The 21,821-nt window shown below is 53.7% G+C and carries 11 protein-coding genes and 1 pseudogene; 3 read left to right on the top strand and 9 right to left on the bottom strand.

Annotation, left to right across the window (positions count from 1 at the left end):
• Nucleotides 1–175: 175 nt before the first annotated feature.
• Both KVG95_RS23925 and KVG95_RS23920 read right to left on the bottom strand, forming a co-directional pair.
• On the bottom strand, nucleotides 176–1,321 hold the full coding sequence (locus KVG95_RS23925) for a Fic family protein (RefSeq protein ID WP_201062049.1): 1,146 nt from the start codon (nucleotides 1,319–1,321) through the stop codon (nucleotides 176–178).
• A 193-nt stretch (nucleotides 1,322–1,514) separates the two neighbouring features.
• The gene (locus tag KVG95_RS23920; protein ID WP_217858186.1) at nucleotides 1,515–1,793 is read right to left on the bottom strand and encodes a hypothetical protein; all 279 of its coding nucleotides are present in this window, start codon (nucleotides 1,791–1,793) and stop codon (nucleotides 1,515–1,517) included.
• A 52-nt stretch (nucleotides 1,794–1,845) separates the two neighbouring features.
• Here KVG95_RS23920 and KVG95_RS23915 point away from each other — a divergent pair, with 52 nt between their 5' ends.
• The 3 genes and pseudogenes from KVG95_RS23915 to KVG95_RS23905 all read left to right on the top strand — a co-directional run bounded on the left by KVG95_RS23915 (nucleotide 1,846) and on the right by KVG95_RS23905 (nucleotide 7,376).
• Nucleotides 1,846–4,080 carry an McrB family protein gene (locus KVG95_RS23915; protein ID WP_217858185.1) on the top strand — a complete coding sequence of 745 codons (2,235 nt, stop codon included), beginning with the start codon at nucleotides 1,846–1,848 and terminating at the stop codon, nucleotides 4,078–4,080.
• A gap of 1 nt (nucleotide 4,081) precedes the next feature.
• Complete coding sequence (mcrC, locus tag KVG95_RS23910) at nucleotides 4,082–5,206, top strand: 5-methylcytosine-specific restriction endonuclease system specificity protein McrC (RefSeq protein ID WP_217858184.1); 1,125 nt, start codon at nucleotides 4,082–4,084, stop codon at nucleotides 5,204–5,206.
• 1,191 nt (nucleotides 5,207–6,397) lie between these two features.
• A pseudogene (locus KVG95_RS23905) lies at nucleotides 6,398–7,376 on the top strand (integrase domain-containing protein).
• A 319-nt stretch (nucleotides 7,377–7,695) separates the two neighbouring features.
• Here the strand turns inward: KVG95_RS23905 and KVG95_RS23900 are convergent.
• The 7 genes from KVG95_RS23900 to KVG95_RS23870 form a co-directional block, all read right to left on the bottom strand.
• Nucleotides 7,696–11,430, bottom strand: coding sequence for a helicase-related protein (locus tag KVG95_RS23900; protein ID WP_225923288.1), 3,735 nt, complete (start codon nucleotides 11,428–11,430; stop codon nucleotides 7,696–7,698).
• A gap of 180 nt (nucleotides 11,431–11,610) precedes the next feature.
• Entirely contained in the window at nucleotides 11,611–13,158 is a 1,548-nt protein-coding gene (gene tnpC / locus KVG95_RS23895; RefSeq protein WP_217858182.1) for an IS66 family transposase, read from the bottom strand.
• Nucleotides 13,159–13,239: 81 nt separating this feature from the next.
• Entirely contained in the window at nucleotides 13,240–13,575 is a 336-nt protein-coding gene (gene tnpB, locus KVG95_RS29920) for an IS66 family insertion sequence element accessory protein TnpB (RefSeq protein WP_058392002.1), read from the bottom strand.
• Nucleotides 13,572–13,904, bottom strand: a complete 333-nt coding sequence (gene tnpA, locus KVG95_RS23885) for an IS66-like element accessory protein TnpA (protein WP_225923287.1) — start codon at nucleotides 13,902–13,904, stop codon at nucleotides 13,572–13,574. Before tnpA ends, tnpB begins: the two co-directional genes overlap by 4 nt.
• A gap of 42 nt (nucleotides 13,905–13,946) precedes the next feature.
• Complete coding sequence (locus KVG95_RS23880; protein WP_217858180.1) at nucleotides 13,947–16,394, bottom strand: DEAD/DEAH box helicase; 2,448 nt, start codon at nucleotides 16,392–16,394, stop codon at nucleotides 13,947–13,949.
• 9 nt (nucleotides 16,395–16,403) lie between these two features.
• On the bottom strand, nucleotides 16,404–19,724 hold the full coding sequence (locus KVG95_RS23875; RefSeq protein WP_217858179.1) for an STY4851/ECs_5259 family protein: 3,321 nt from the start codon (nucleotides 19,722–19,724) through the stop codon (nucleotides 16,404–16,406).
• Nucleotides 19,725–20,044: 320 nt separating this feature from the next.
• Complete coding sequence (locus KVG95_RS23870; protein ID WP_217858178.1) at nucleotides 20,045–21,286, bottom strand: tyrosine-type recombinase/integrase; 1,242 nt, start codon at nucleotides 21,284–21,286, stop codon at nucleotides 20,045–20,047.
• Nucleotides 21,287–21,821: the final 535 nt, after the last annotated feature.

The following is a 21,821-nucleotide window of genomic DNA, read 5'->3' as shown; positions in this document are numbered from 1 at the left end:
CGAAGGCTGCGTTCGGCTGCGAAGCAGTCGTAAAATCAGAGATTGCGGTACGTCAGGCATACGGCATTAGCCGGATTCACGACTGCTACGCAGCCGAACGCAGGCTTCGCCAGCTGCTACAGATCGCATTACGGCTTAACTCGCCGGCATTAGGGCAGCGCAGTGTCGATCATGATTAATGTGTTGAGTCATCGGGATAGCTGATTTGATATCGAGTACTGCGCCCGCCGCCGGGCAGGCGTTTCAGGCAGCCCTTCTCCAGCAGTTCGGCCAGATGACGGGTTGCGGTGGCTTTGGAAACCTTTGCCACTGCCTGGTATTGAGCGGCGCTGATGCCATTATCGAAACCTCGTTCCCCGCCATCGAGCAAGCGATTCAGTACTTTGGACTGCTCGGCCGACAGTTCAGATTCCCGATGCGCCTGCCAGAAACGCGCCTTGCCCAGTACCGACTCGATCCGCGTCATGGCTTGCTGCAAACTGCGCAACAAGGTTTGCAGGAACCACTCCAGCCACTCGGTGATATCCAGCGTGGCTTTCTGGCTGGTTTCCAGCACTCGGTAATAGCCTGAACGATCATCCAGAATACTCGCCGACATGGCGTAGAAACGGATGGCCTGAACCTCACCCTGAGCCAGGGCCAGATCAGTGATCGTTCGCGTCAGGCGACCGTTGCCATCGTCGAAAGGATGCAACGTCACGAACCAGAAATGCGCGACGCCGGCCCGCAGCAAAGGGTCGAGGCCGACCTGATTTCGGCTGGCTTCAAACCAGGTCAGGAAGGTATCGAGTTGTCGTTCAAGACCAAGGCGAGGTGGCGCTTCGAAGTGAACGGTCGGCCTGTCGAGTCGCCCTGAAACCACTTGCATGGGCTCGTCGCCGCGCAGGGCACCGACACGGATCGACCGGGCGGCGAAATCAGTGTCTTGCTCAGGAAACAGCCATTTATGCCAATCCAGCAATCGCACCAATGTCAGTGGTTCAGCGAAATGCCGGGTCGCGTCGAGCATCAATTGCGCAAGGCCCTCACTGCGCTGGCTCACCTTATCGCCATCGACCAGGTCCAACCCCAACCGTCGCGCCAGAGAAGAGCGTACGGAGCCAACATTCAGCTGTTCACCCTCGATAGCGGACGAGGTCACGATGTTCTGCAACAACGCATCCAGTTCGTTTTGCGCGCTCAACGAACTGCCTACCGAACTGGCCATCCCCATCAACCGACCCTGCGCCTGAACGCAGTCGCGCAGAAGTGGCGCCAAGCGCTCGGCTTGCCATTGGAAATTCGGCCAATCAGGCTGCTGCCAGATCCAGTGAGGTGCCATGGAGTCGGTACTCTTGGAATGAGTGAGCCGATTAAAAATGCTATTCGGCTCATATAGTGAGCCGAATATGACGCCTATTCGGCTCACCGTCCAGTTGTCGGACAGCATGTGGCCTCACGTGCGGCTGCGATCGAATCGCACAGCATGGGTTGGCTGCAGTTCAATGCGGTCAAAGTGTATTCAGGATTGATTTTCAGGCATTAAAAAGCCGGCTTGTGGTTAGCTTTTTATCGATGTAGGTATTTGAAAAATAATAAGTTATGGTTTTTATAAATCCTTCTGCTCCCCCATTTGTTCCCCCATTTTTTGGCGTTTTTCCCTGATTTTTCTCCGGCAAAGACCGGCTTTTTTTGAACCGGGTTTCCTGATTTTTTTGTTGTTCGAATTGAGTGATCGAACTTTCCTGATGCGTCTTCAAAAAACTGAGTCGATACTGCCATTTTGCTACCCGTCGAGGGATACTCAGCCACAATTGTCAACACCTCGGTGGCATCAGCTCCCTCGCAGCGATTAAAGGGATTTACATGACTAATACATCCAAAGGAACCTCTGCTCAGCCCGTTTGGTTCGTCGGTGCAGCCTATGGAAAAACGGATGACCAGACGCAACGATTTCTGAGTGAAGGGATCTGGGAAAATGGCTACAACGACAAGCACCTGGACCTTGTCCGGAGCATGCAAGTCGGCGAGCGCATTGCAATCAAATCGTCCTATACCCAGTTACACGACCTGCCGTTCGATAATCGAGGTAATCGAGTTTCGGTTATGGCGATCAAGGCGATCGGTGTCATCACCGAAAATCGCAATGACGGTAAGCAAGTCAGTGTTAGTTGGACGCCGCTTCAGCCGGGACGTAAATGGTTTTTTTACACCCATCGGGGCACCATCTGGCGTGTAGTGCCTGGCGACTGGAAGAACGATGGGCTGATTGCCCTAACGTTCGACGATGCACCTCAAGACATTCAGCGTTTTTGCAACGCCCCATATTGGAGAGCGCGCTTCGGAAGCCAAGGGGCAGGTCTCGAAAAGTTTGCCTGGACCCGTTTCTACATGGCTATTGCAGATGGACTGCTTGAGTACCGACACAACCGAAAAGCCTTGGTGGCAGGACTGCAGGAGATATCAACCCGAGTGGCAGCACTTGGTTACCTTCACGCTGATACCTATCCAAATGGAGAGCGCGGCTTTGTACGGGATATTTGTCCGTTCACCGTAATGGGGGCGTTCAACCGGCAAACCACGGAGATAAACCGTCAAACCATCGCGGCTGAGATAGCGAAATTTCTGGGTGTAGATCAGTCGGTGCCCAAATCCTTTGAAGGTGTGCCGGTGCTGCACAACTTGAAGTCCTGGTTCTTCCCTCCGGAGAATAAACGCGATGCTGATCATGTCGATTCCCTATGGGATACTTTTGCGGCTGCAGTCGTCTACGCCGACAGTGAAGGAGATCAGGGCGAGGTGGCGCGAGCGGCTTTTGCTAAAGCCTTCGAGAACAGCAATGGGCGTCTGGGTGTCGCCTGGAACCTGACGATGGGACTTTACTGGGCCAGGCCCTGGGCCCTACTCAGTCTCGATGAGCTCTCCAGGAAGTTCATCAGGAACACGCTGGCCATTGCTATCAATACGAATGGTCCGAGTAAACGTTGTAACGCTTTGGATTACCTCCAGGTGACAGATATCCTTGAACCTCGATTTCAGGAGCCCTCATATCCTGCCCACTCCTTCCCCGAGTTGTCACTTCAAGCGTGGAGCTTTGAGCCTGAAGTAATTCTGGATAACGACGAAGAGCTCCAAGAAGAATTAAGCGCGGACGAAGCGTTGGAGGTAGGTGGTGTCGAAGAAACGATCGTCGTCTATTCGGCTATACCGGCCTATACCTTGGACGACATACTCATAGAAGGTTGCTTCTTAGAGTACGTCGAGCTGGAAAGCATGCTTGTTCGTTTGCGTGAGAAGAAGAATCTCATTCTTCAAGGCCCGCCCGGTACAGGCAAGACGTGGCTGGCCAAGCGGCTGGCTTTCGCATTGATTGGCTCACGAGACATCAAGAAAATCCGCTCGGTGCAGTTCCATCCGAACCTGTCCTATGAAGACTTCGTAAGAGGTTGGCGTCCTAACGGTCAGGGCGGTCTTGCCTTGGCTGAAGGGGTTTTCATGGAGGCAATCAAAGCCGCACTGAAAACTCCCGATTCGACTTTTGTAGTCGTTATTGAGGAGATTAATCGGGGTAATCCGGCGCAAATATTTGGTGAACTTCTGACTTTGTTGGAGGCGGGTAAACGCACTCCGAGCGAAGCGCTGGAGTTGAGCTATCCAGACTCCGACGGCAATCGAACCTCTGTGCATATTCCTGAAAACCTCCATGTTATTGGTACCATGAACATAGCGGATCGATCACTGGCTCTGGTCGACTTGGCTCTGCGGCGTAGATTCGCGTTCATCGGGTTGACCCCGAGGTTGGGTAATCGATGGCGCAAGTGGGTGATCGAACAGGCTGGTGTCGATGCACGACTGGCGCAGGACATCGAACAGCGAATGGCTCAGCTCAATGCCAAGATTGCAGAAGATGATAGGCTCGGTCAGCAATTTCAGATCGGCCATAGCTACGTAACGCCGAGCAATTTACTTGAAGCGGGCACCACGCGAGACTGGTTCATTCGAGTGGTCGAAACCGAAATCTCTCCGTTGCTTGATGAATATTGGGCGGATACACCTGCCAGAGCAAAAGAGGCGGTGGCAAATCTTTTGTTGGGTTGGTGATATGACTGACTTGACGCAGGGGGGCGCGCCGCAAGCCTTCGAGAGAACTGTCGGCCGTATCCCCGTCAGAAATCTTTGGCTTCTGATGCTGTATGCCTCGGATCTTTACCGGACACTCGGCCAAGCCAGGACTGCGAGTGAAACCATGCCGGATGAGCTGCCTCGCTTGGTTGGCGAGATCCTGGTCAATGCCGTCGAAGCTCGTATGCGACGGCACCTAGGGCTTGGTTATCAGCATAGAGAAAAAACCCTCAACCGAGTTCGCGGACGAATTGACGTTCTGACCACCGAGCGCAGGCAGTTGCTGATGCGCGGTCAGATAGCCTGTCGGTTTGACGAGCTGACACTGGACACTTCGCGTAATCGCTTCGTGCGCGTGGCCTTGGAGAAGCTCTCCAGGCTTCTATACCAGCACCCCGTCGGCAGACGCTGTCGACAACTAGCGCAGCGCATGACCGAGATGGGGGTGTCTGATCAGGGGGTGAATCGCTCGCAGATCGACCTTGATCGATTTGACGCGCACGATTCGGCGGAGCGTCTGATGGTTTCTGCTGCGAAACTGGCCTACGACATGGCATTGCCCAATGAGTCTGAGGGCAAGCATTTTATGCAGCAGCCTGAACGGGAGGAGATCTGGGTGCGTCGTCTGTTTGAGAAGGCAGTGGCAGGCTTTTATCGTGTGGCGCTGACGGATGGGTGGATCGTACGGCCTGGTGTAAAATTAAAATGGTTTTCTAGCGATCGTACTCCTGGTCTAAATTCGGTCCTCCCGCAGATGACCGTTGATATGATTCTTGAAAACTTGGATTTGGGGCAGCGGATGGTGATCGATACCAAGTTCACGTCCATCTACACGAAAAGTAATTACCGAGACGAGACTCTGCGTAGCGGTTACCTCTATCAGATTTACGCGTACCTTCGCTCACAGGTCGCTGACTCGGACATCCTCGCACAGAGCGCCAGCGGATTGCTGTTGCACCCTGCCATAGGTGAAACAGTCGATGAAAGTGTTGTCATACAGAGACACTACATCCGCTTTGCGACGGTGGATCTTGCTGCGAGCAGCAGAGAAATTCGTGAGCAACTGCTGAGGATGATAAAACGGGATCCACGTTGCACAGCTTGATTTTTCTGTATGGGAAGACTCAGCTTCTGCTGAGCCTACCTAGCCGGGGGGCTTACTCAGTTAGATGCAGCGGTTTTTAGACTGTCCGAGTTGCTTGCTTGGTTAATACACATATCGATCACGGATTTTTTTTGTGTCTCATCTTTCGCGAGGTTCACGAGCGCGATGCATTGCTCGACGCATTATGCTGCAACGACAGCGAGCGGTGATGGCCTCAGTTGGATATTTCCACTCAATAGGTTGGGGGCAGGGAGGTGACGATCACCACCCTAAAAATATCCGTGGCGCATCAAAACGTGGATAAGCCTTTGAAATCACAGCAGTCCACCCTTCAGCACGGGTCCATCCAAGCGGGGCTGCAAAGCCGCCCTGCTTGGATGGACCTCATTTAAAAAATCTAAAGCCCACGCAAACTGTCTGTGGAAAACCACTGATTTCCACCGGTGGATAATTTCATCCACAGCCGCAGAATTCCCGAAAATTCGAACCTTGACCCGAATTATCCACAGGAGTAGAAAAGATTGGGCAAAGCGCTGTCGTTGACAGCAACCCAGGTAGCCAGAACCTTCAAGGCTACGCCACACCTGGTGGTTCTCCCAAAGTGCGATTAGCGTCCGGCGGCTCGCACGGTCACAGCGATGTGATGGATGCCTACTGCGGCAACTCATCCCCTTTCATAGCTGCCCTGCAGCAACCTATCCGCTTGGCCATTTCACTGCGCCAACCTGCGCCCGTCTCTTTCTCCCGGAAAGAGACGGGCGCTCCTACCGCTGCTGCAGCCCAACTCGTACAAGGCTTTGCGGCAATTCCCCTCGTGACAATCGGCGTGACAAACACCGAAGTCACCGGCAACAGCGATGCCGATGATGGTGCCGCAGTCCAAGGAATGGACTGCACCTGACTGACAGTCAGGCATGCCCCGGTCATCGCCTCACTGCCTTCACCTGACTCAGGATCTCGCAGCACCGGTTTCGTCAGCCAGTGCAGCCTCCACCCGCCCACCTCTTCGGAGGTGCTCAGGAGGCCAGGTCATGAGATGCCCAAGCTCCCAGTCGTAAAGAGCCGCCAGTCCCGCGTTAGTGGACAACCCTCACAGGTCGCAGGGGCCTTGATCCCTGATAACACTCAACATTCTTGGCGGGATGACGTGAGGAAGGTTTTAAAAGATTTGGCTTCGAGAGGAGTTGGATCATGGCATTGGTCGGTAGACGGGATGGGCGCAATTTTGGCTATGGCCGGCAATTGAGCTATGCGGGGCCGCAAGCGCTGAAAGATCTGTTTGGCGGTGGGCATTACGGGACGGTCAAAGCACATAGTGATCGGTGGCAGGCGTTTGTACGCTGGTGTCGGTCGGAGGATGGGCCAGGCGTCAACGATGCGCGACAGATTGATCGGCAGACCTTGCTGGACTACACCGAGCATCTGCGCCAGCAAGTTGAATACGGTGCTATCGCCATCGCCACAGCGCAAAATCGGTTGTCCAGCGTCAACCGGACCATGGCCGCGCTTCGCGGTGATCAATATGTGAAAGTGCCGAGCCCGAGCAAGGCGTTAGGAATGCGGCGCACTAGTGTTCGTCATTCAGTGCCACAAGGCCAAGACCCCGAACACATGAATCAGATCGTCGACGCGCTCTGCAAACACCAAATGCCGCGCGCGGCGGCCATCGCTCAGTTGGCGAGAGCCACCGGCATGCGCTTACGCGAGGCCATCTTGGCCGACCTTCCGCGCCTGCAATCTGAAGCTGAGCATCTTGGGAGGATTAACATCCAAGAGGGCACCAAAGGTGGTCGCTCAGGCGCGTCAGCTCCTCGTTGGATTACGGTAGATGATCATATTCGTGACGCTGAGGTTTGCCGAACAAGTCTCGCCCGAGGGTAGCCACAACCTGCTTGCACCGAACGAAAGTTACCTCGACTTCCTACAGGAAATCGTTCGTCCCGCACGGGGCATCCTCCATCAGCACAACCTCAAAGGCTTCCATGAGTTGCGCGCGGTCTATGCATGCGAACGCTATGAGCAAATCACTCACCATTCCGCGCCCATCAATAGCGGTCGTTGCTACCAACTTTACCGACACCGTGATCAGTCGGCCCGAGCACAGATCAGCTACGAGCTGGGGCACGGCCGTATCGACGTGGTATCGGCTTACATCGGTGGTCGAGCATGAGCACGGCATTCGATATGGAGCTGTTCCTGGCGGGCGTCCTGAGCGGGTCGCATGCCACGCGCCAGCGTCAATGTCTGAGGACGTCGACTTAAAGATAGTGTTGGATGAGTCACATCCATCGAGTGCCTCGGCTCAGAAGCGAAATATCAGCCAGTTGAAGGCGGAGGTTTACGGCTTTTTGGCCTTTTCAGCTGTGCCCGGTGCTTGCGCACCGGGCACAGCTGAAATCTCCCAGTTTCTGTGCGAAGGACATTCCCAATGTGCACATGGTCCTCCAGCCATTCCTCTGCACGTTGCACGCCCTTTGCGTGTGTTTTGGTTAGCTAACTACCACACTCATGTATGTAGGCCAATCGCCGCCAGGGTGCATCTGAGCAGACTTGTATTTTTCAAGCATTTGCAGCGCTTGGTTCTCATGATCAGCGCGGAAGTTAAAACTCATCTGATCTCGATAAGGCATCTTGCCTCTCCAGTAACCCATTCCTTGATCTAGGAAGATTTTGCAACGTTTGCCAGATACCCAATCTACCGTGATGACCCTTCCATGTTGAATGTCTTTGTTTCGATCTTTGATTTGAATCTCTGGCGATATTGAAAACTGGCTGCCCAACCAAAGCTTAAGGAGGGCGTCTTGGTCGTTAGCGTGCATCCAGTCGTGGCTAATTTGGCTACTAAATTGATCTCCACTTGGTGCCAGGGTCTGGATGCGGAGGGACTCAAGCTTTTCGTTTCTAAAGAAAGCGAGAAAGCCGCTTAGCAACATCAACGACCATGGGGACTTCAAATAGCGATCGGAATAGCTAACGACCGACGCTTGGTCGGTGGCGATTAGGTCGGCAAGTTCGGGAGCGTGATTCTCAATAAGAGTTGTGAGCCGCTTATTCAAGCTGTTGATAGGTCCATCGAGTTCACTTGTGATTTCGATGACCCGTGCATCTTGCTCTCGTTGTTGCCAGCCCTGAGTCTCAATCGACTCGCCAAAGCAAGGAGGCTCGAGGTTGCTGCCCGCCCAGACTATTCCATCGCTGGTGTTCAGCCAGCCTGCTCCCGGAATCGCGGTGGATGGATCGCTACTGAAGAGACTCTTGGTGCCCGTTCTGGAACGAATTTGGGCTATCAAGTATGGCTTTTTCCGAGAGCTAGATTCGTCCATCTCCTCAAGCTCAACGCCAAAATTAGCGAGGTCAAAAAGGGTGTTTTTCTTTTCTTTGCTTAAGGCGGCACCCGAAGGAATTGCCAGCTTCACGTTTAGTTTGTCAGCAATAGCCCAGGTCAAGATCTTTTCGCGAAAGTAGGGGTGGTCCAGGTCCCAGTCCTCTACGTCACCTCTCACTATCAGCAAAATGGAGGTACTGCCATCGTTTCGGTCTGCCGAATTGATCGCTGAACTCAAATAGCGGATTGGACCGGTTGAACAATAACTGGCATCTAGTACATCCCCAAACTCATTCGGCAGGTCGAGGTGTTCGATTAGGCCAGACTCCGTCAGCCACGCCATGGCGCGTTCACGGTCTAGCTCCTCTCGCTCAACTCGGCTGTCTTGGCCTGCTAGGCAGTGTGAACAGACGTTTTCACAGTTAACAGGGCAGTGCAGTTTCCCTAATGTTTTTCGCAACAACTCGGCGGTGTCACCTAAGCCGGCCATTACAAACCCCGCGCCCCCGCTCACCTCGTCAAAAAGTTGGATTACGGTTCGCCCTTGTCCGCTTTCGAGATCGCGATCAAGGCGGAAACCGAACCCCATTTCGGTACTGGCGATACCTAACAGCTCGGCGATTACGTCGCGGATAGCTACGGCAAGGGTTGTTCCTATGGTTTGTTCAGCAATGCTGTCCCCGAGCCACATACCCGTCTGAGGACTTCTCAAATAAAGCTCCATTACATCAGTGCGAATTTGGTAGCCGAGAAAAAGGTTTGGTTTAACCGCTGAGCCTGGGCAGTCGAAATCTTTACGACTGCCAGTTATACCTCCCACAGGACGGTGGAGTTGATCAGGAAGCAGGCTTCTAGGAATGTCTCCTGATGCGAGCATTGAATCTGCGCGTCCGCAGGTCAAACACACGGCATAACCTTTCTCGTTTTCGCCGGAGGAGTGGTGAAACACGCTGCCTTCGTGGCCAAATCGGACAAAGCCACAACGTTTGTCGGGCAGCGAAATCGTCTCACCAGTCAGTTGAATACGAGGCCGCTCAACCCTAATAAATTTCTGTGAGGTGATGTCGTTTGTGGTGGCTTCGTAGAAGTCCGTTACAAAGCCACCAGGGCGGAGCACTGTTCGACGTCCGTTGGGCTGAATTGCATGAGCGCAATGTGAGCACGTCAGCTCAGAGCTATTGGCATACGCGTTTTCGATAACACCTGTGGCACCACAGTTTGAGCATCGCCAAGCGATATCAAATTTCTGCGCTTCGTTCACTTGGCCTGACGCATGCCACTGCAAGCTGACCCCAGCAGAGCGATAGACACGTCCATCGATTACGACTTGCGATCCTGGTGCATATTCGCGAATTGCAATGTTTAAGCCGCGAGAAGGTAGCTCCTTGTTGTTGAAAATACTGTCTTCACGACTTTCAAGATGATTTCGTTGATGCTTGAAGTCCTCAATGTTGTAAGTATTGAGTGTCACTACATCCGTAGGGAATCCATACCCGGGAAGGAATGCACGGGCCGCTAGATCTCGCAGCAAGTATTCACCTTCGTGACGCTTTTTCTCTAGCTCCAGCGCTTTTCTGTAAGGCTGATCTGTTGCAGCTTGTAGCTTGGAGTTGAGTTTTTGAGACTCTTCGAGCCATCGTTCTTCGAGGCTGCGTACGCCTTCCTGCGTTTCAGTGGAGATTGAGCTGATCAAGCGCCCGTCTAGACAGGTCCCACTGACAAGACGTTTGATCGGATCTGAAAACTCTTCCGGACAGCTTGCCAGCCAACCCTTGAATTGCTGGCAGGGTGAGTCGTCGCTGCCAAAAAACCACTGGAGGGTGAGCCTCGTCCGGTCTCCGTCACTATTGGTTTTGGACTTTAGAAAAATCGACAACAGCAGCGAGTTCACATGCCTTTGAACAATGCGGGAAGAGCTCAGTGTGATGGTGGGGGCTGGAATAGCTGTGACAAACGGCCATTTAGGCTGTGCAAAAGCGCGCTGATTATGAGGGTCAGCTTTACATAGGGTATATGCAATGGCACGGGCCTCACTACGTCGCCCCGCACGTCCGGCGCGCTGTAAATAATTGGCGGGGTGCGGCGGTAAATTGTTCATTACTACGGCAGAAATACCGCCGATATCAACGCCCATTTCCATGGTCGTGGAGCAGTTGAGTACGTTGACATCGCCCTTTTTAAAAAGCTCCACATAATCATCGAGTCTTTGGGCTGACTGCTGAGCCGAATGCTCTGCGGTTCGATAGTAGAATCCGCCTTCCACAGTACGGTCGCTTATATCGCTCCAAAGATTCTCCGATCGTAGGTGCTGAATGACCGGGTCTTGTAAAACTTGCTCGCGAATCTGTAACTGTTTAGCCACGGGGCTACCGTCTATTTGGAGAGTGGCCAGTGAGGCAAGTTGAATCTTCTGACAGCGGTAGTCCTGCGGGCGCAGTTTCATCGGCAGATAGGGGGTCAGTCCACGAAACGTCGAATCGAAAATGCGGTGTGTTATGGGGCAGACCCAACCCTCTTCAGGTAGCGAAAAACTTAGGGTTTCTAGCTTTAGGCGATGACCTGGGTCGGCGGACTCGAGGATGTGCGCATGCGTAAGGGCGACCCATGCAGCTTCTAACCAGGTGTTGATTTTGTCCGCATCCGTATTGATTGTTCGATTCAATCCGATTGCCTGCTCAAGCAGCTTTACCAGCCGATGCGGATTGCCGGATTTAATTTGAGGCCACTTCTTAACCGTTGTGCTTTCTTCCATCTCGCTTTTTGGAGAAAACAGCGATTTGGGAGTAAATCTGCTGCCCATCCAGGACTGCATGTCACGATCCATGTTTATAAAGGTGTTCTCGCGCACGTAAAAATCAAGTGCAACCTTAAGAAAGTCGTGCCAGTCCTCCAGAGTCAAGCTGGTTTCACTGCCCGAAAACGGTCCGGTTGCAGGTACCCCTCTAGTGGCAGTCCACATCGGGGGGGTAGAGGTAATCTCTTTCAGACCTCGGTAGGTAACTTTGACCAGGCCTAGAGTTTCTGTACTGTTTTGATTTTTTGGGCGTCGGTATGCGTCCGGGCATCCCGTCTTGCGTAACTAAACCGGTTGCCACCTATGCGGCAGCAGCTCCGCAATATCACTCGCCCGCTGCGTCGGCAGGCGCGTGAGGACGTCCTTCAAATAAGCATACGGATCATGCCCGTTGAGCCGCGCCGACTGGATCAAACTCATGATCGCCGCCGCGCGTTTACCGCTGCGCAGTGATCCTGCAAAGAGCCAATTTTTGCGACCCAACGCCCACGGTCGGATTTGGTTCTCGCACCAATTATTGTCAATGGGTACGGCCCCGTTATCGAGATAGCGCGACAGCGCCGTCCAGCGTTTGAGGCTGTAATCCAGAGCTTTGCTTATCGCCGAGCCGTCGTGCACGATCTGGCGCTGGGCGATCATCCAGGCATGCAGAGCATCCATCACCGGTACCGCTTTTTCTTGCCGTATTAGGCGGCGTAAATCCGGTTCAAGGTCGCGGACTTCGCTCTCGATTTCGTAAAGCAACTGGATGTAGCGCAAGGCCTGTTCGGCGAGCTGGCTCTTGTTGGTGGCGTGCAATTCGAAGAACTTGCGGCGCGCATGGGCCATGCAGCCGATCTCGGTGACGCCGAGTTCAAAGCTGGCCTTGTAGCCACCAAAATCGTCGCAAACCAGCTTGCCCTTCCAGCCTTGCAGGAAGTTACGTGCGTGCTCTCCGGCGCGGCTGGGGCTGAAGTCGTAAACGACCGCCGCCAAGTCCGAGAACTGGCTGGTGGCGTAGGCCCAGACATAGGCGCGATGGGTTTTCTTTGCGCCCGGCGTAAGCATCTGCACCGGCGTTTCATCGGCGTGGATTACGCCATGTTCGAGAACAGCATCGCGCAGGGCATCGACCAGCGGCTGCAACTGCACACCACAGTTGCCGACCCATTGCGCCAGGGTCGAGCGGGCGATGGCCAAACCGGCCCGACCAAAAATCGACTCCTGACGATAGAGCGGTAAATGGTCGGCGAACTTCGCGATCATGACATGGGCCAGCAGGCCGGCGGTTGGGATACCTTTGTCGATGACCTGCGCCGGAACCGGTGCCTGGATCAGCGTTTCGCACTGACCGCAGACCCACTTGCCACGGATATGACGCTCGACGGTGAACACGCCCGGCGTGTAGTCGAGTTTCTCGCTGACATCCTCGCCGATACGCTTGAGGGCGCAGCCGCACTGGCAGTGGCTGTTGTCGGGTTCGTGATGGATCAGGGTGCGCGGAAACTGCGGCGGCAAGGCGGTACGTTTAGGTTTTTGCCGAGCCTCGGTCGAAACGGGAGCGGGTTGCAGCGCTTCAAGTTCGGCTTCGATGGCTGCGATGTCAGTATCGATCAGGTCATCAAGCAGGCTGGCCTGATCCGGGCTCAGTTGCTCGCTGCGCTTGGCAAACTTGAAGCGCTTGAGCTGCGCGATCTCGTGGGCCAGTTTCTCGTTGACCGTTTTGTGATGATGGATTTGCTTACCCATCGTCTCGACTTTCTGATCGAGATTCTCGACACGCTGCATCAACTGCGCCGCCAGAGCGCGCAGTTGTTCAGGGGTTAAGTGGTCGAGATTAGGAAGCGAAGTCATGCCGCCGATTTTGCCAGAACAGCCTAAAAGCGACGATAGGCTCATCGGACAATTGCACGGCCTGGCTGGTCGTGGCAGGCGTTATATGATGGAAATCGCGCTGCCTGGCCCAACTCTTTGCCAAGGCAAACCCAGCACCAGGGCATGCAGTTGTTCGGCACCTAATTCCATCTGAGAGCCGTGTCTAGAACCCGGCCAGAAGAACTTGCCTTGATGCAGGCGGCGCGCCGCCAGCCAGATACCTAACCCGTCGTGCACCAGCACTTTCATGCGATTGGCGCGGCGGTTGGCAAACAAATAAGCACAGTGCGGCTGCGCCGCACCGAACACGGCGACCACACGCGCCAGAGCGGTTTCGGTGCCGGCGCGCATGTCCATGGGCTCGGTGGCGAGCCAGATGGAGTCGATGCGGATCATCGCAACAGGTCTCGAAGAAAGGTCGCGCAGGCAGCCGCGCTTTCGGTCGGCCAGTTCACTTTGACAGTGCCACGCGGGTGTGGGATTTCAACGCAGATATTCGATGATGCAGCTTGCGAATTTGCTCCGGCTAGCTGCATGGGTAACGGAATAAAAGCAGGTTGCAGCTCCGTGTTTTTTTGCGTTTGCACCCGAATCCATTTGTGGACAAGGTTCGCGTTGAGGCTATGGCTCAGCGCGACGCTGGCAATCGAGGCGCCGGGCTGGGCGCACTCTTGAATGACTTGGACTTTGAAGGATCTGGAGTAGGAACGGCGTTGTGGTTGCATGAAATACCCGCTTAAAAGGCTAGAACTGGTGCCCACTTAAATTTAAGTGCACACCATGTCTTGGCTTTGCAGGGGTGGGTAGATGACTTGGCCGGACGGATACGGGCGTCGAGCAAATTCCCGAGCTAAGAGCAAGCGAGCCATGGTTGCACCACCTTGGCTTCCGTCAAAAAGAACGGGATTGGCGTAGCGGTTATAACGCAGGATTGACTGTTCAACATCTTTAGACGCAGCTAACTCCTGAACCATGTCCCCCCAGTCGACACTGGCGACTCGCTTTTGTGGGGAGCCGCCGGAGCGTAATGCATTCGCTTGTCTACGAAGTTCTGCGGCCATTACACCCATCCCCAATTTTTCCAAACCTTCCGCTTGAACCATCAGCTCCGTGAAATCACCAGTGGGAACATCTTTAGGTTCGGCATCAGCCTTAGCCTGGGCATTTCGTAACGTCTCAAACACCAAACCACGCAGTCGCGAACGCTCGGCCTCTTGTTGCATTCGTACCGCCATGCGGGCAGTGCCCTGACGGCTGTCGGTAAAGGTAATCAGCTTGCGGCCGCGGCCGGGTAGCTCTTCTGGGGAGCGTCCGTTGCTATCATCTTTGTCCGCATCCGGGCAGAACTCCAAGACTGTCGGGACGGCATTCGCGACGTAGAAGGGCGCGCCCAGATAGGCCTTTCTCAGAAAGCTTTTGCCGTTTGGCAAATAGTGGTCACAGTGGCTACAGCAGGCTTCTTTGTCTTCCGCTATGACAATGTTGATAGGGCGTTTTGCGTTAGTGGCGCATATACCGTGCGTGTCGAGATCGAGACTGACGGTAAGGAAAGGCTCTTGTGCCACCTGCAAACCAGCAATCACAAGGCGTTGCACTGGCGTCCTATTGGAGGGACCGGTAACTTCACCTCCAGACGATGCCTCTTCTTCTCCGTTCTCGTAGCTGAGAGAAAACTCATCACCTGCGTATGGGCTTAGCTGATGAAGTACGCCGCTTCGATCCTCCGCAATCAAATGCGGGGTTTTACAGTCATCGCAAAAGCCCAGCTCGTAAACAGGCGCTTTGCATTCGCAGACTGCGCGCTGATTCACGTAAACGTTACCGAACGGCCAATCTTTCAGATGCGCGGATTTGGCACTGCAATTCACATCAACGCAGGACCAAAGGCCATGAAGCATTCGTTGGAAAAGGTGCGTGCGTAGCTTTAGGAAGGGAGGATCGTCTTTTTTGAGCCGCGTGCCAGTCAACACATCAAGCCAGCCTAATACTTCCCGTTGCTGTTTTAGTCTACTTCCAGGTTGTAGCTTCGAATCGAGCGCCACAAGCAAGTCATCTAGATCGAGCGGTTTAGCCGAGTTAACAACGGTATGTCTTAATGATCTGGCAATTGAGCTTTGACCAAGGGCATCGAATCGGGTCGACGATACCTCGTGCTGGGGCTCGATGGATTGAACCTCCTCGAGCGGAATGTCTTGTTCTTCAGAGTCAAACAGGAGATCAGGCCAAACACGGGATCCGCCGATTACTTCCACCTGCTGAAGCCTCACCCCCGCCAGATCCGCAAGATAACGTTTCAAACTATCTTCGGCGTCCACACCCGCTATGGTGGCTGATGTTGCAATAAAGCGAATTTGCTCTGGAGTTTTACCGAAGGCCTGGACAACTCGACGCAGTAGTAGGGACATTTCTGCTGCTTGGGAGCCAACGTAAGTGTGCGCCTCATCAAGGACTATCCAGCGCAGAGACTGCTGTTGTTTTGAAATTTCTAGAATCGGATTGTCTACCTGGCGGACCAGCATGTATTCGAGCATTGTTGCGTTGGTCATCAGTATTGGCGCAGGCTCTTTACGCAAGAGTTCCCGTGACAAAACTTGATTTTGTTTCAGTACTTGAATCTTGCGAACTACACCTTCGCGCTCTTCAGTTTTACCGTTGTATAAGCAAAACCGAATATCTTTGCCGTATGCGCGCGTCCATGCGTCCAAACGCTCCTGTTGAGAGTTGATTAGGGCGTTGAGAGGATAGAGGAACAGCGCTCTCACTCCGACCAAGGGCGTCTGTTTCAGATCACGCTCACGGATTAGATCCTCGAGGATTGGCACCATAAAACACTCAGTTTTACCCGAGCCGGTACCGCTGGTGATTATGGCAGAGCGAGGCTCCTCGCAGAGTAAAGTACGCCACGCGTGAAGCTGGTGCGTATATGGATGGGCGTCTTTTGGAAAAATATAGGCGTGTGCATTTTGTAGCGTATTAAGCAGGCTTTTAGAGAGCAACGAGCCCTCTAAATCTTGGAGGCGTTCTTTTGACTCTTTCCAACCAAACGTGTGCTCGAAAACAGGGGGCGCTAGGAAGCAGCCGTCGGCCCCCAGCTCATCTACCATTTTTTCGCTTAAATGACGACGAAGCCCTGAGTCGTTGACGCCCAAGACCCCCAGAGTCGCTTCCCTCGTGCGGTTAAGACTTTGCTCGATCAAATCCCTGAAAAAACGCATTGAAACTCCTTATGCCCCGTCTTCAGAGGCCAGCAAATAGGAGACCATCAGAGCATGAGTCGGCGCGAACCAGCCCTGACGGTCGAAATCAGAGACAAGACGAATTGCGAATTTCAGATACGCCATAGGCACAGGCAAATCGTTTAGCGTTGCCTTTCCGGCAGTCACGTAGGCCAAAAAAATTGGTAAGTAGGAAACAGCCTTGGTGAAACCAACGGGTGTGATTTCTCTCAAGAAGGCGGGTATCGGATTCTGAAAAACCCAGCTGGTCAACTCCGCAGTGAGATCTGTAGGCCACTTAGTGTTGGACGCGTGTTGTTGGCGTAATGCTTGGTTCCAACCCGGTACCACCAATTGAGGCGGGATTTTCGTCAGGCTGCTTTTGTTACCGGTGCGCAGATAGTCGCCCAGGTAATCGAAGCCCGAAACCACCAGACGCAATACCGCGGCGCGATTCGCCTCCAGGTTCTTAATGAGAATTTCCGGGAAGCCAGTGGCCACCAATCCTTCCAGAAACTGCACATGAGCCTCTGCCCACACAGGCAGAGGAATCGCCTCCCAGATAACGGCTAATTCGTCGCGAATTCGGCCGCAAAATACTTCATCCATCTCAAGACGAAGAACAGCAAAGGCCAAAGCTTCCGGATTTCTTGACAGCGCTCTCCAGCTTTCAAAAGAAGACAAGGGTAGGTGCGCGTAGTGTTGCTTCAAGTCCGCCAGGTATTGCCAGCCGCTGTGACCAAACTCTTTCGCCATAGCGGCAATTTGTTGGCTGATTGCGGTGGAATTTGTTTTCGGGTGAAAAACCTGCGTGGCCCTATGCAGTGAGAGAATCTCTGTCGCCCCGTCTGTGATGGTGGCGTCGGAAAGGAAGAGGGCAGGACGGAACTGAGTTTTGCAGTCCTTGGCCGGATAGATCAGCCACGGCCCTTTGCGATGCATAGTGTTCGGTATATCGAACTGTCCTGTTCCCACGTTTTGACTCTTACGTTCACCAAGATGGATTGGCGATTGTTTTGGATCAGAAAGAAGCATCGCTTCGACTTGGGCGCCGTCCAAAATAGTATCTGTGCTCATCTCGCAGATCGTAAGCGTGTCTCGACTCTCCCATTGAAGGCGCCCGTTGTAGCGTCGAATACTTAGGCTAAGAAGACGCTGCTCTGTTTCCAGCGTGAGCTTGATGAATGCATCCTGCTCATCAACGGCACCTAGCATTTGCTGCATGTCGCTTTGGTAGCTGAATAAATTCAGCAACGTTGGGATAGAACCTACCTTGATTTCGTAGTGTCGCTTGGGGTGCGGCGTAGCCTCGCAAATTAACTCCATTTGCATATGGAAGCTTTGGCCCTGCATTAGCCCTGACGTTAATGTGATGCGATGCCCGATTAACTGGTTCAGCGTGAGTTCGCGTACTCGCGAAGGGGTTTCGTCGGGTGCTATGAGTCGCGCCCCTTGGTAAGGATAAGGCAGTCGAATTTGTAGGGGCTGGTTGCCGCCTATTCGGTCGATCTCCAACGTAAAGCTGGCCGGAGGTGTTTCACCTAGATGGTGAAGACTGAATGTGGCGCATTGCTCTGAGTCCAATCGCTTGGCCGTCAACATATCGCTGCCAACCTTTAAATCGAGCTGTAGGGCGCCTTTGATCTGCAATCGGGCCGACTTTTCGTTGGCCGCTGGAAAGAGTGAGAGGCTAAAATCTTTAGGCAATACCGCGAAACGACGTTGTAAAAGCGTTTTTCCAGAACGACTCTTCAGGGTGTAGCGCACCACACCGGTGAGGCCGACACGACGAAGGCTATCCAGTGGCTGCCCATTGGCAAACTCTTGAATCTCATCCACAGCAAATGCATAGCCATCGGGCAGCACAAGCCGTGGCCAACCCAGATATGTGACGCTGGGATTGCTGTCGTAGAGCCCTTGAGCACCAGCAAGTGTTGGTCTGTTTTGATCGCTCCGCGCTTGATTAAGCTCGATCCGATAATGATCTGTGCCATTCAGCAGAGATAAATCGGCCAAGGTATCTAGCCACTGACCGCCCTCGCTGTCTTTAGTCAGTAACTCGGGAGCAGCGCCTTCAGATGAAATTTTAAAACCAACTGGGAGGCGAAGCCGGGCCAGGTTTCCCGCCACGCAGCAAGAAGAAGTTCCAGCTAATTGCCAGCGATCCGATCGCTGCTCAAAAACCAGCGGTGTTTCCTGGGAATCTAAACCACTGCCGTCAAAATGAAAGCACTGAACCATACGTCCATTGTCGAGCAAGCGCAGTGTCACTTGCTCGTTCAGTCGACGTCGTTCCAGTGTGACCTGTGGGCTTGAAAAGCGAACTGTCAGTTTGTCGCCAGCCAGCTGGCCATACACGGCCGCGCCGCGAGCGAGTATGTGTTCACCCTCGTAATAAGCCAATTCCAGGCGTGTACTGCCTAGCTGCTCGGCGTCGACGGTGAAGGTTTTCTCAATTGGCAGAGTCAACTCTGTTCGAATCTTCCATTCTGGAAGCACTCCTTGCAGGAAATGTTCACAGGTGAAGGCCCTAGCGCGCTCGAGAACTTCTTTTCTACCTAGACGCACTTGCTCAGCGTCACGCAGCCAGTCGTTAATCAGACCTCTGGCATTAGTTTCGTCGAGAGGAATCGGAAAAGCTCCCGTCCACTCAGGGGCTACTTTATCCAGGTAGGCAGCGGGATCTTTATGGCCCTTCAGTGGATATTGCTCGGCCAGATACATCAACTGCTGAACGATGCCGGCCAGTAGCTGACGGGTTTCCAGGTTACGAAACGAAGAGGGTAGCTCGTCTTCATGGTCAGCTATGAGGTCGGCAGTGGTACGGCGATTGCCTTCGGTGCTAAAGAAGTTTTTAATTCCGCGCCTTACGGCTTTACCGAAGCCGTGCGAATCCTTTTGAACCAGTGGCCACGGTAATCCTCCTTCAGCAAAGAGGGAGCCCAGCCAGTCTCGGCCGTTTTCACGGTAGCGAATGGGGCGCTTCCAGTACTCCAGCCCCTTGCTGGTTAGGTCTGAATGCTGGGCTTGCGAAAGCGAGACAGAAAGTTCGGCTTCTGCACCGGACCACGACCATGAGCTGTTGTAGTTTCTACGGTACTGCTCACTGACGAACAGGCAAAAACAGCCTCCCAAATGTAGAGCATGGAGTGAATTGTTAGCTCGACAGAGGTTCTGGCGAAGCAAATTTCGTAGCGATCCGTATTCATGTTCTGAGAGTTGGTAGCTGTAAAGAGGCTTTCCGCTAGGGCCTTTGAATAGCTCGCGATTGAGCAAAAACTCGCTCAACCAAGCTTTCAATGGATTTGTAGTTGTGGTGTATGCGGTCATAACGCAAATCCTTTCGCTTACCGTTTCAGACGCATTTGGGCGTCAGATGTCTTGCTGGTTGCCTGGCACCTGTCTTCGTGGCCCTTTGCCATCCTCTTCGCGCGAAATGCACAAGTCAAGGCGTGTCTCGGGGAGTGCTCAGCCGTCCGTCGCTCTAGGCATTAGGTTCATCCGGACTTGGTCTTGGGTGAAGAACGTCGATGTGATACTTACCAACCCTTAATTGGTTTGCTCTGCACTCGGCACCCCAAGAATTAACCCATGTCACCCGCATAGCTCGCGAAGACTATTGCTTCTACTGTAGTCACCTCTCAGGTATCTCACGAGTTGTTGTCGGCCTTTTCAGTTTGCGGCGGGCGAACTGGAGCGGAGCTGGCATATACAGCCCAGGCATCCATCAACTCGCGGCGCTTATCAAAAAAGTCAGATCGGGAATAGGCGCTCTCAGTTTCGCCGCGCTCATCATGGGCCAAGGCCAACTCGCAGATTTCTCTAGGGAAGTGGGTCTTTTCACCAGCCCAATCCCGAAAGGTCGAGCGAAAGCCATGACGGGTGATGTGCTCATAGCCTAGCTCATGAAGTAGATTACGAATGCCGTTGGCATGCATAACACCGCTTCGACCGCGCCCTGGAAACACGTACGGGCTCTCGGTGCCGAACTTGGAAAGGTTTTTCAGAAGAGAGACGGCTTCGGGGGCTAGCGGGATCGCGAAAGGCTCGCGAGTTTTCATGCGTTCAGCTGGCAAAGACCAGCGACCAGCTTCCAGGTCTAACTCATCCCAGCGTGCGAGCCGAATCATATGTGAGCGGGCGCCAGTAAGGATCAGTAGCTGAGTTGCGACGGAGACGTGGCTGGGGTTGTTGTTCAACGTCCGCATTAGTTCAGGAAGGTCTTGCCATCGAAGTGCTGGATGATGGACACGTTTTCGTGCCTTCTTCTTCTCATGACGGCTGAGGAGGTTTTCCAGATGACCGCGCCAACGAGCCGGGTTTTCGCCTGTCCGAAGTCCTTGGGCTCTAGCTGCATCCAGGATCTGTTCGATTTGCCCACGAACTTCGTCAGCCGTCCGCGTCTTGGTTGACCAGAGCGGTTGCAAGACTTTGATTAAATGCTTGGTGTCGACCTGGTCAGCCGACAGCTTCCCTATAGTAGGAAAAGCATAGAGCTCGAGTTTCCTCAGCCAGCCCTTGCGCCATTTCTCCGACCAGCTTGATCCATGGGCGTCTCGGTAGTCAGCGGCCAGCTTCTCGAAGGTAATCAGCTGCGCCAGTTCCCGGCGTGTGGCTTCCCGCTGAGCGGCTTGTTCAGCCTGTCGTTTCGCGAGTGGATCAGTGCCATTGAGGATCTGGATTTTATTTTCATAGGCGGCTGCGCGGGCTTTTTTCAGGTCAAGCTGAGGGTAGCTCCCCAGACCCATCTCCCTGCGTTTGCCATTCAATTGAAAGCGGAGCACCCAGGTTTTTCGTCCTGAGGGTTTCACTAAAAGACGAAGCCCGTCACCGTCTTCGTACGTTCCAGCCTCAACCAAATTTTTGACTTGATTTGCGGTCAGCTTGCCCATTTTTTCGCCCTCTGTTCCCCCACTTGTTCCCCCACATACGCGTGGAACGCCTCGGATCAAAACGGAAGTCACAGGAACGAAAATAGGCTGAAACCCTTGATCTATCAAGGCTTCAGAGGGTTTTAGTAGCTGAGAGTGGCTTTCAAAAAGACATTAAAAAGCCGGCTTGTGGCCGGCTTCTCGGGGACTGGCTTGGTTTATTTTTGGTAAACCGCGCCAGCCTTCAAAACGTACACCCGGATCTTGCGTCCGGCTGTGGGACTTGGCGAGAAAGTCATCTGCCTTGTCGGTGCGATCTGAGCCTGAAGAAGGGTCGATGCGCAAATGTGGGGCGCAGCATACTGATTTTTTTGAGAAATTCCCAGCTTGGTATGCGAGGTAGAAGGATTGCGCTGTGTAGCAGCTGCCGAAGGCTGCGTTCGGCTGCGAAGCAGTCGTAAACCCGGTAACCATGGACTGTCTGCCACAGTGAATGGTTTGCGACTGCTGCGCAGTCGAACGGGGCGATGCAGCGTTCCGACAAGCCCCCTCGCCA

The sequence above is a fragment of the Pseudomonas farris genome, assembly GCF_019145235.1.
GTDB lineage: Bacteria > Pseudomonadota > Gammaproteobacteria > Pseudomonadales > Pseudomonadaceae > Aquipseudomonas > Aquipseudomonas farris.
This window is presented reverse-complemented; position numbering and strand designations above follow the sequence as displayed.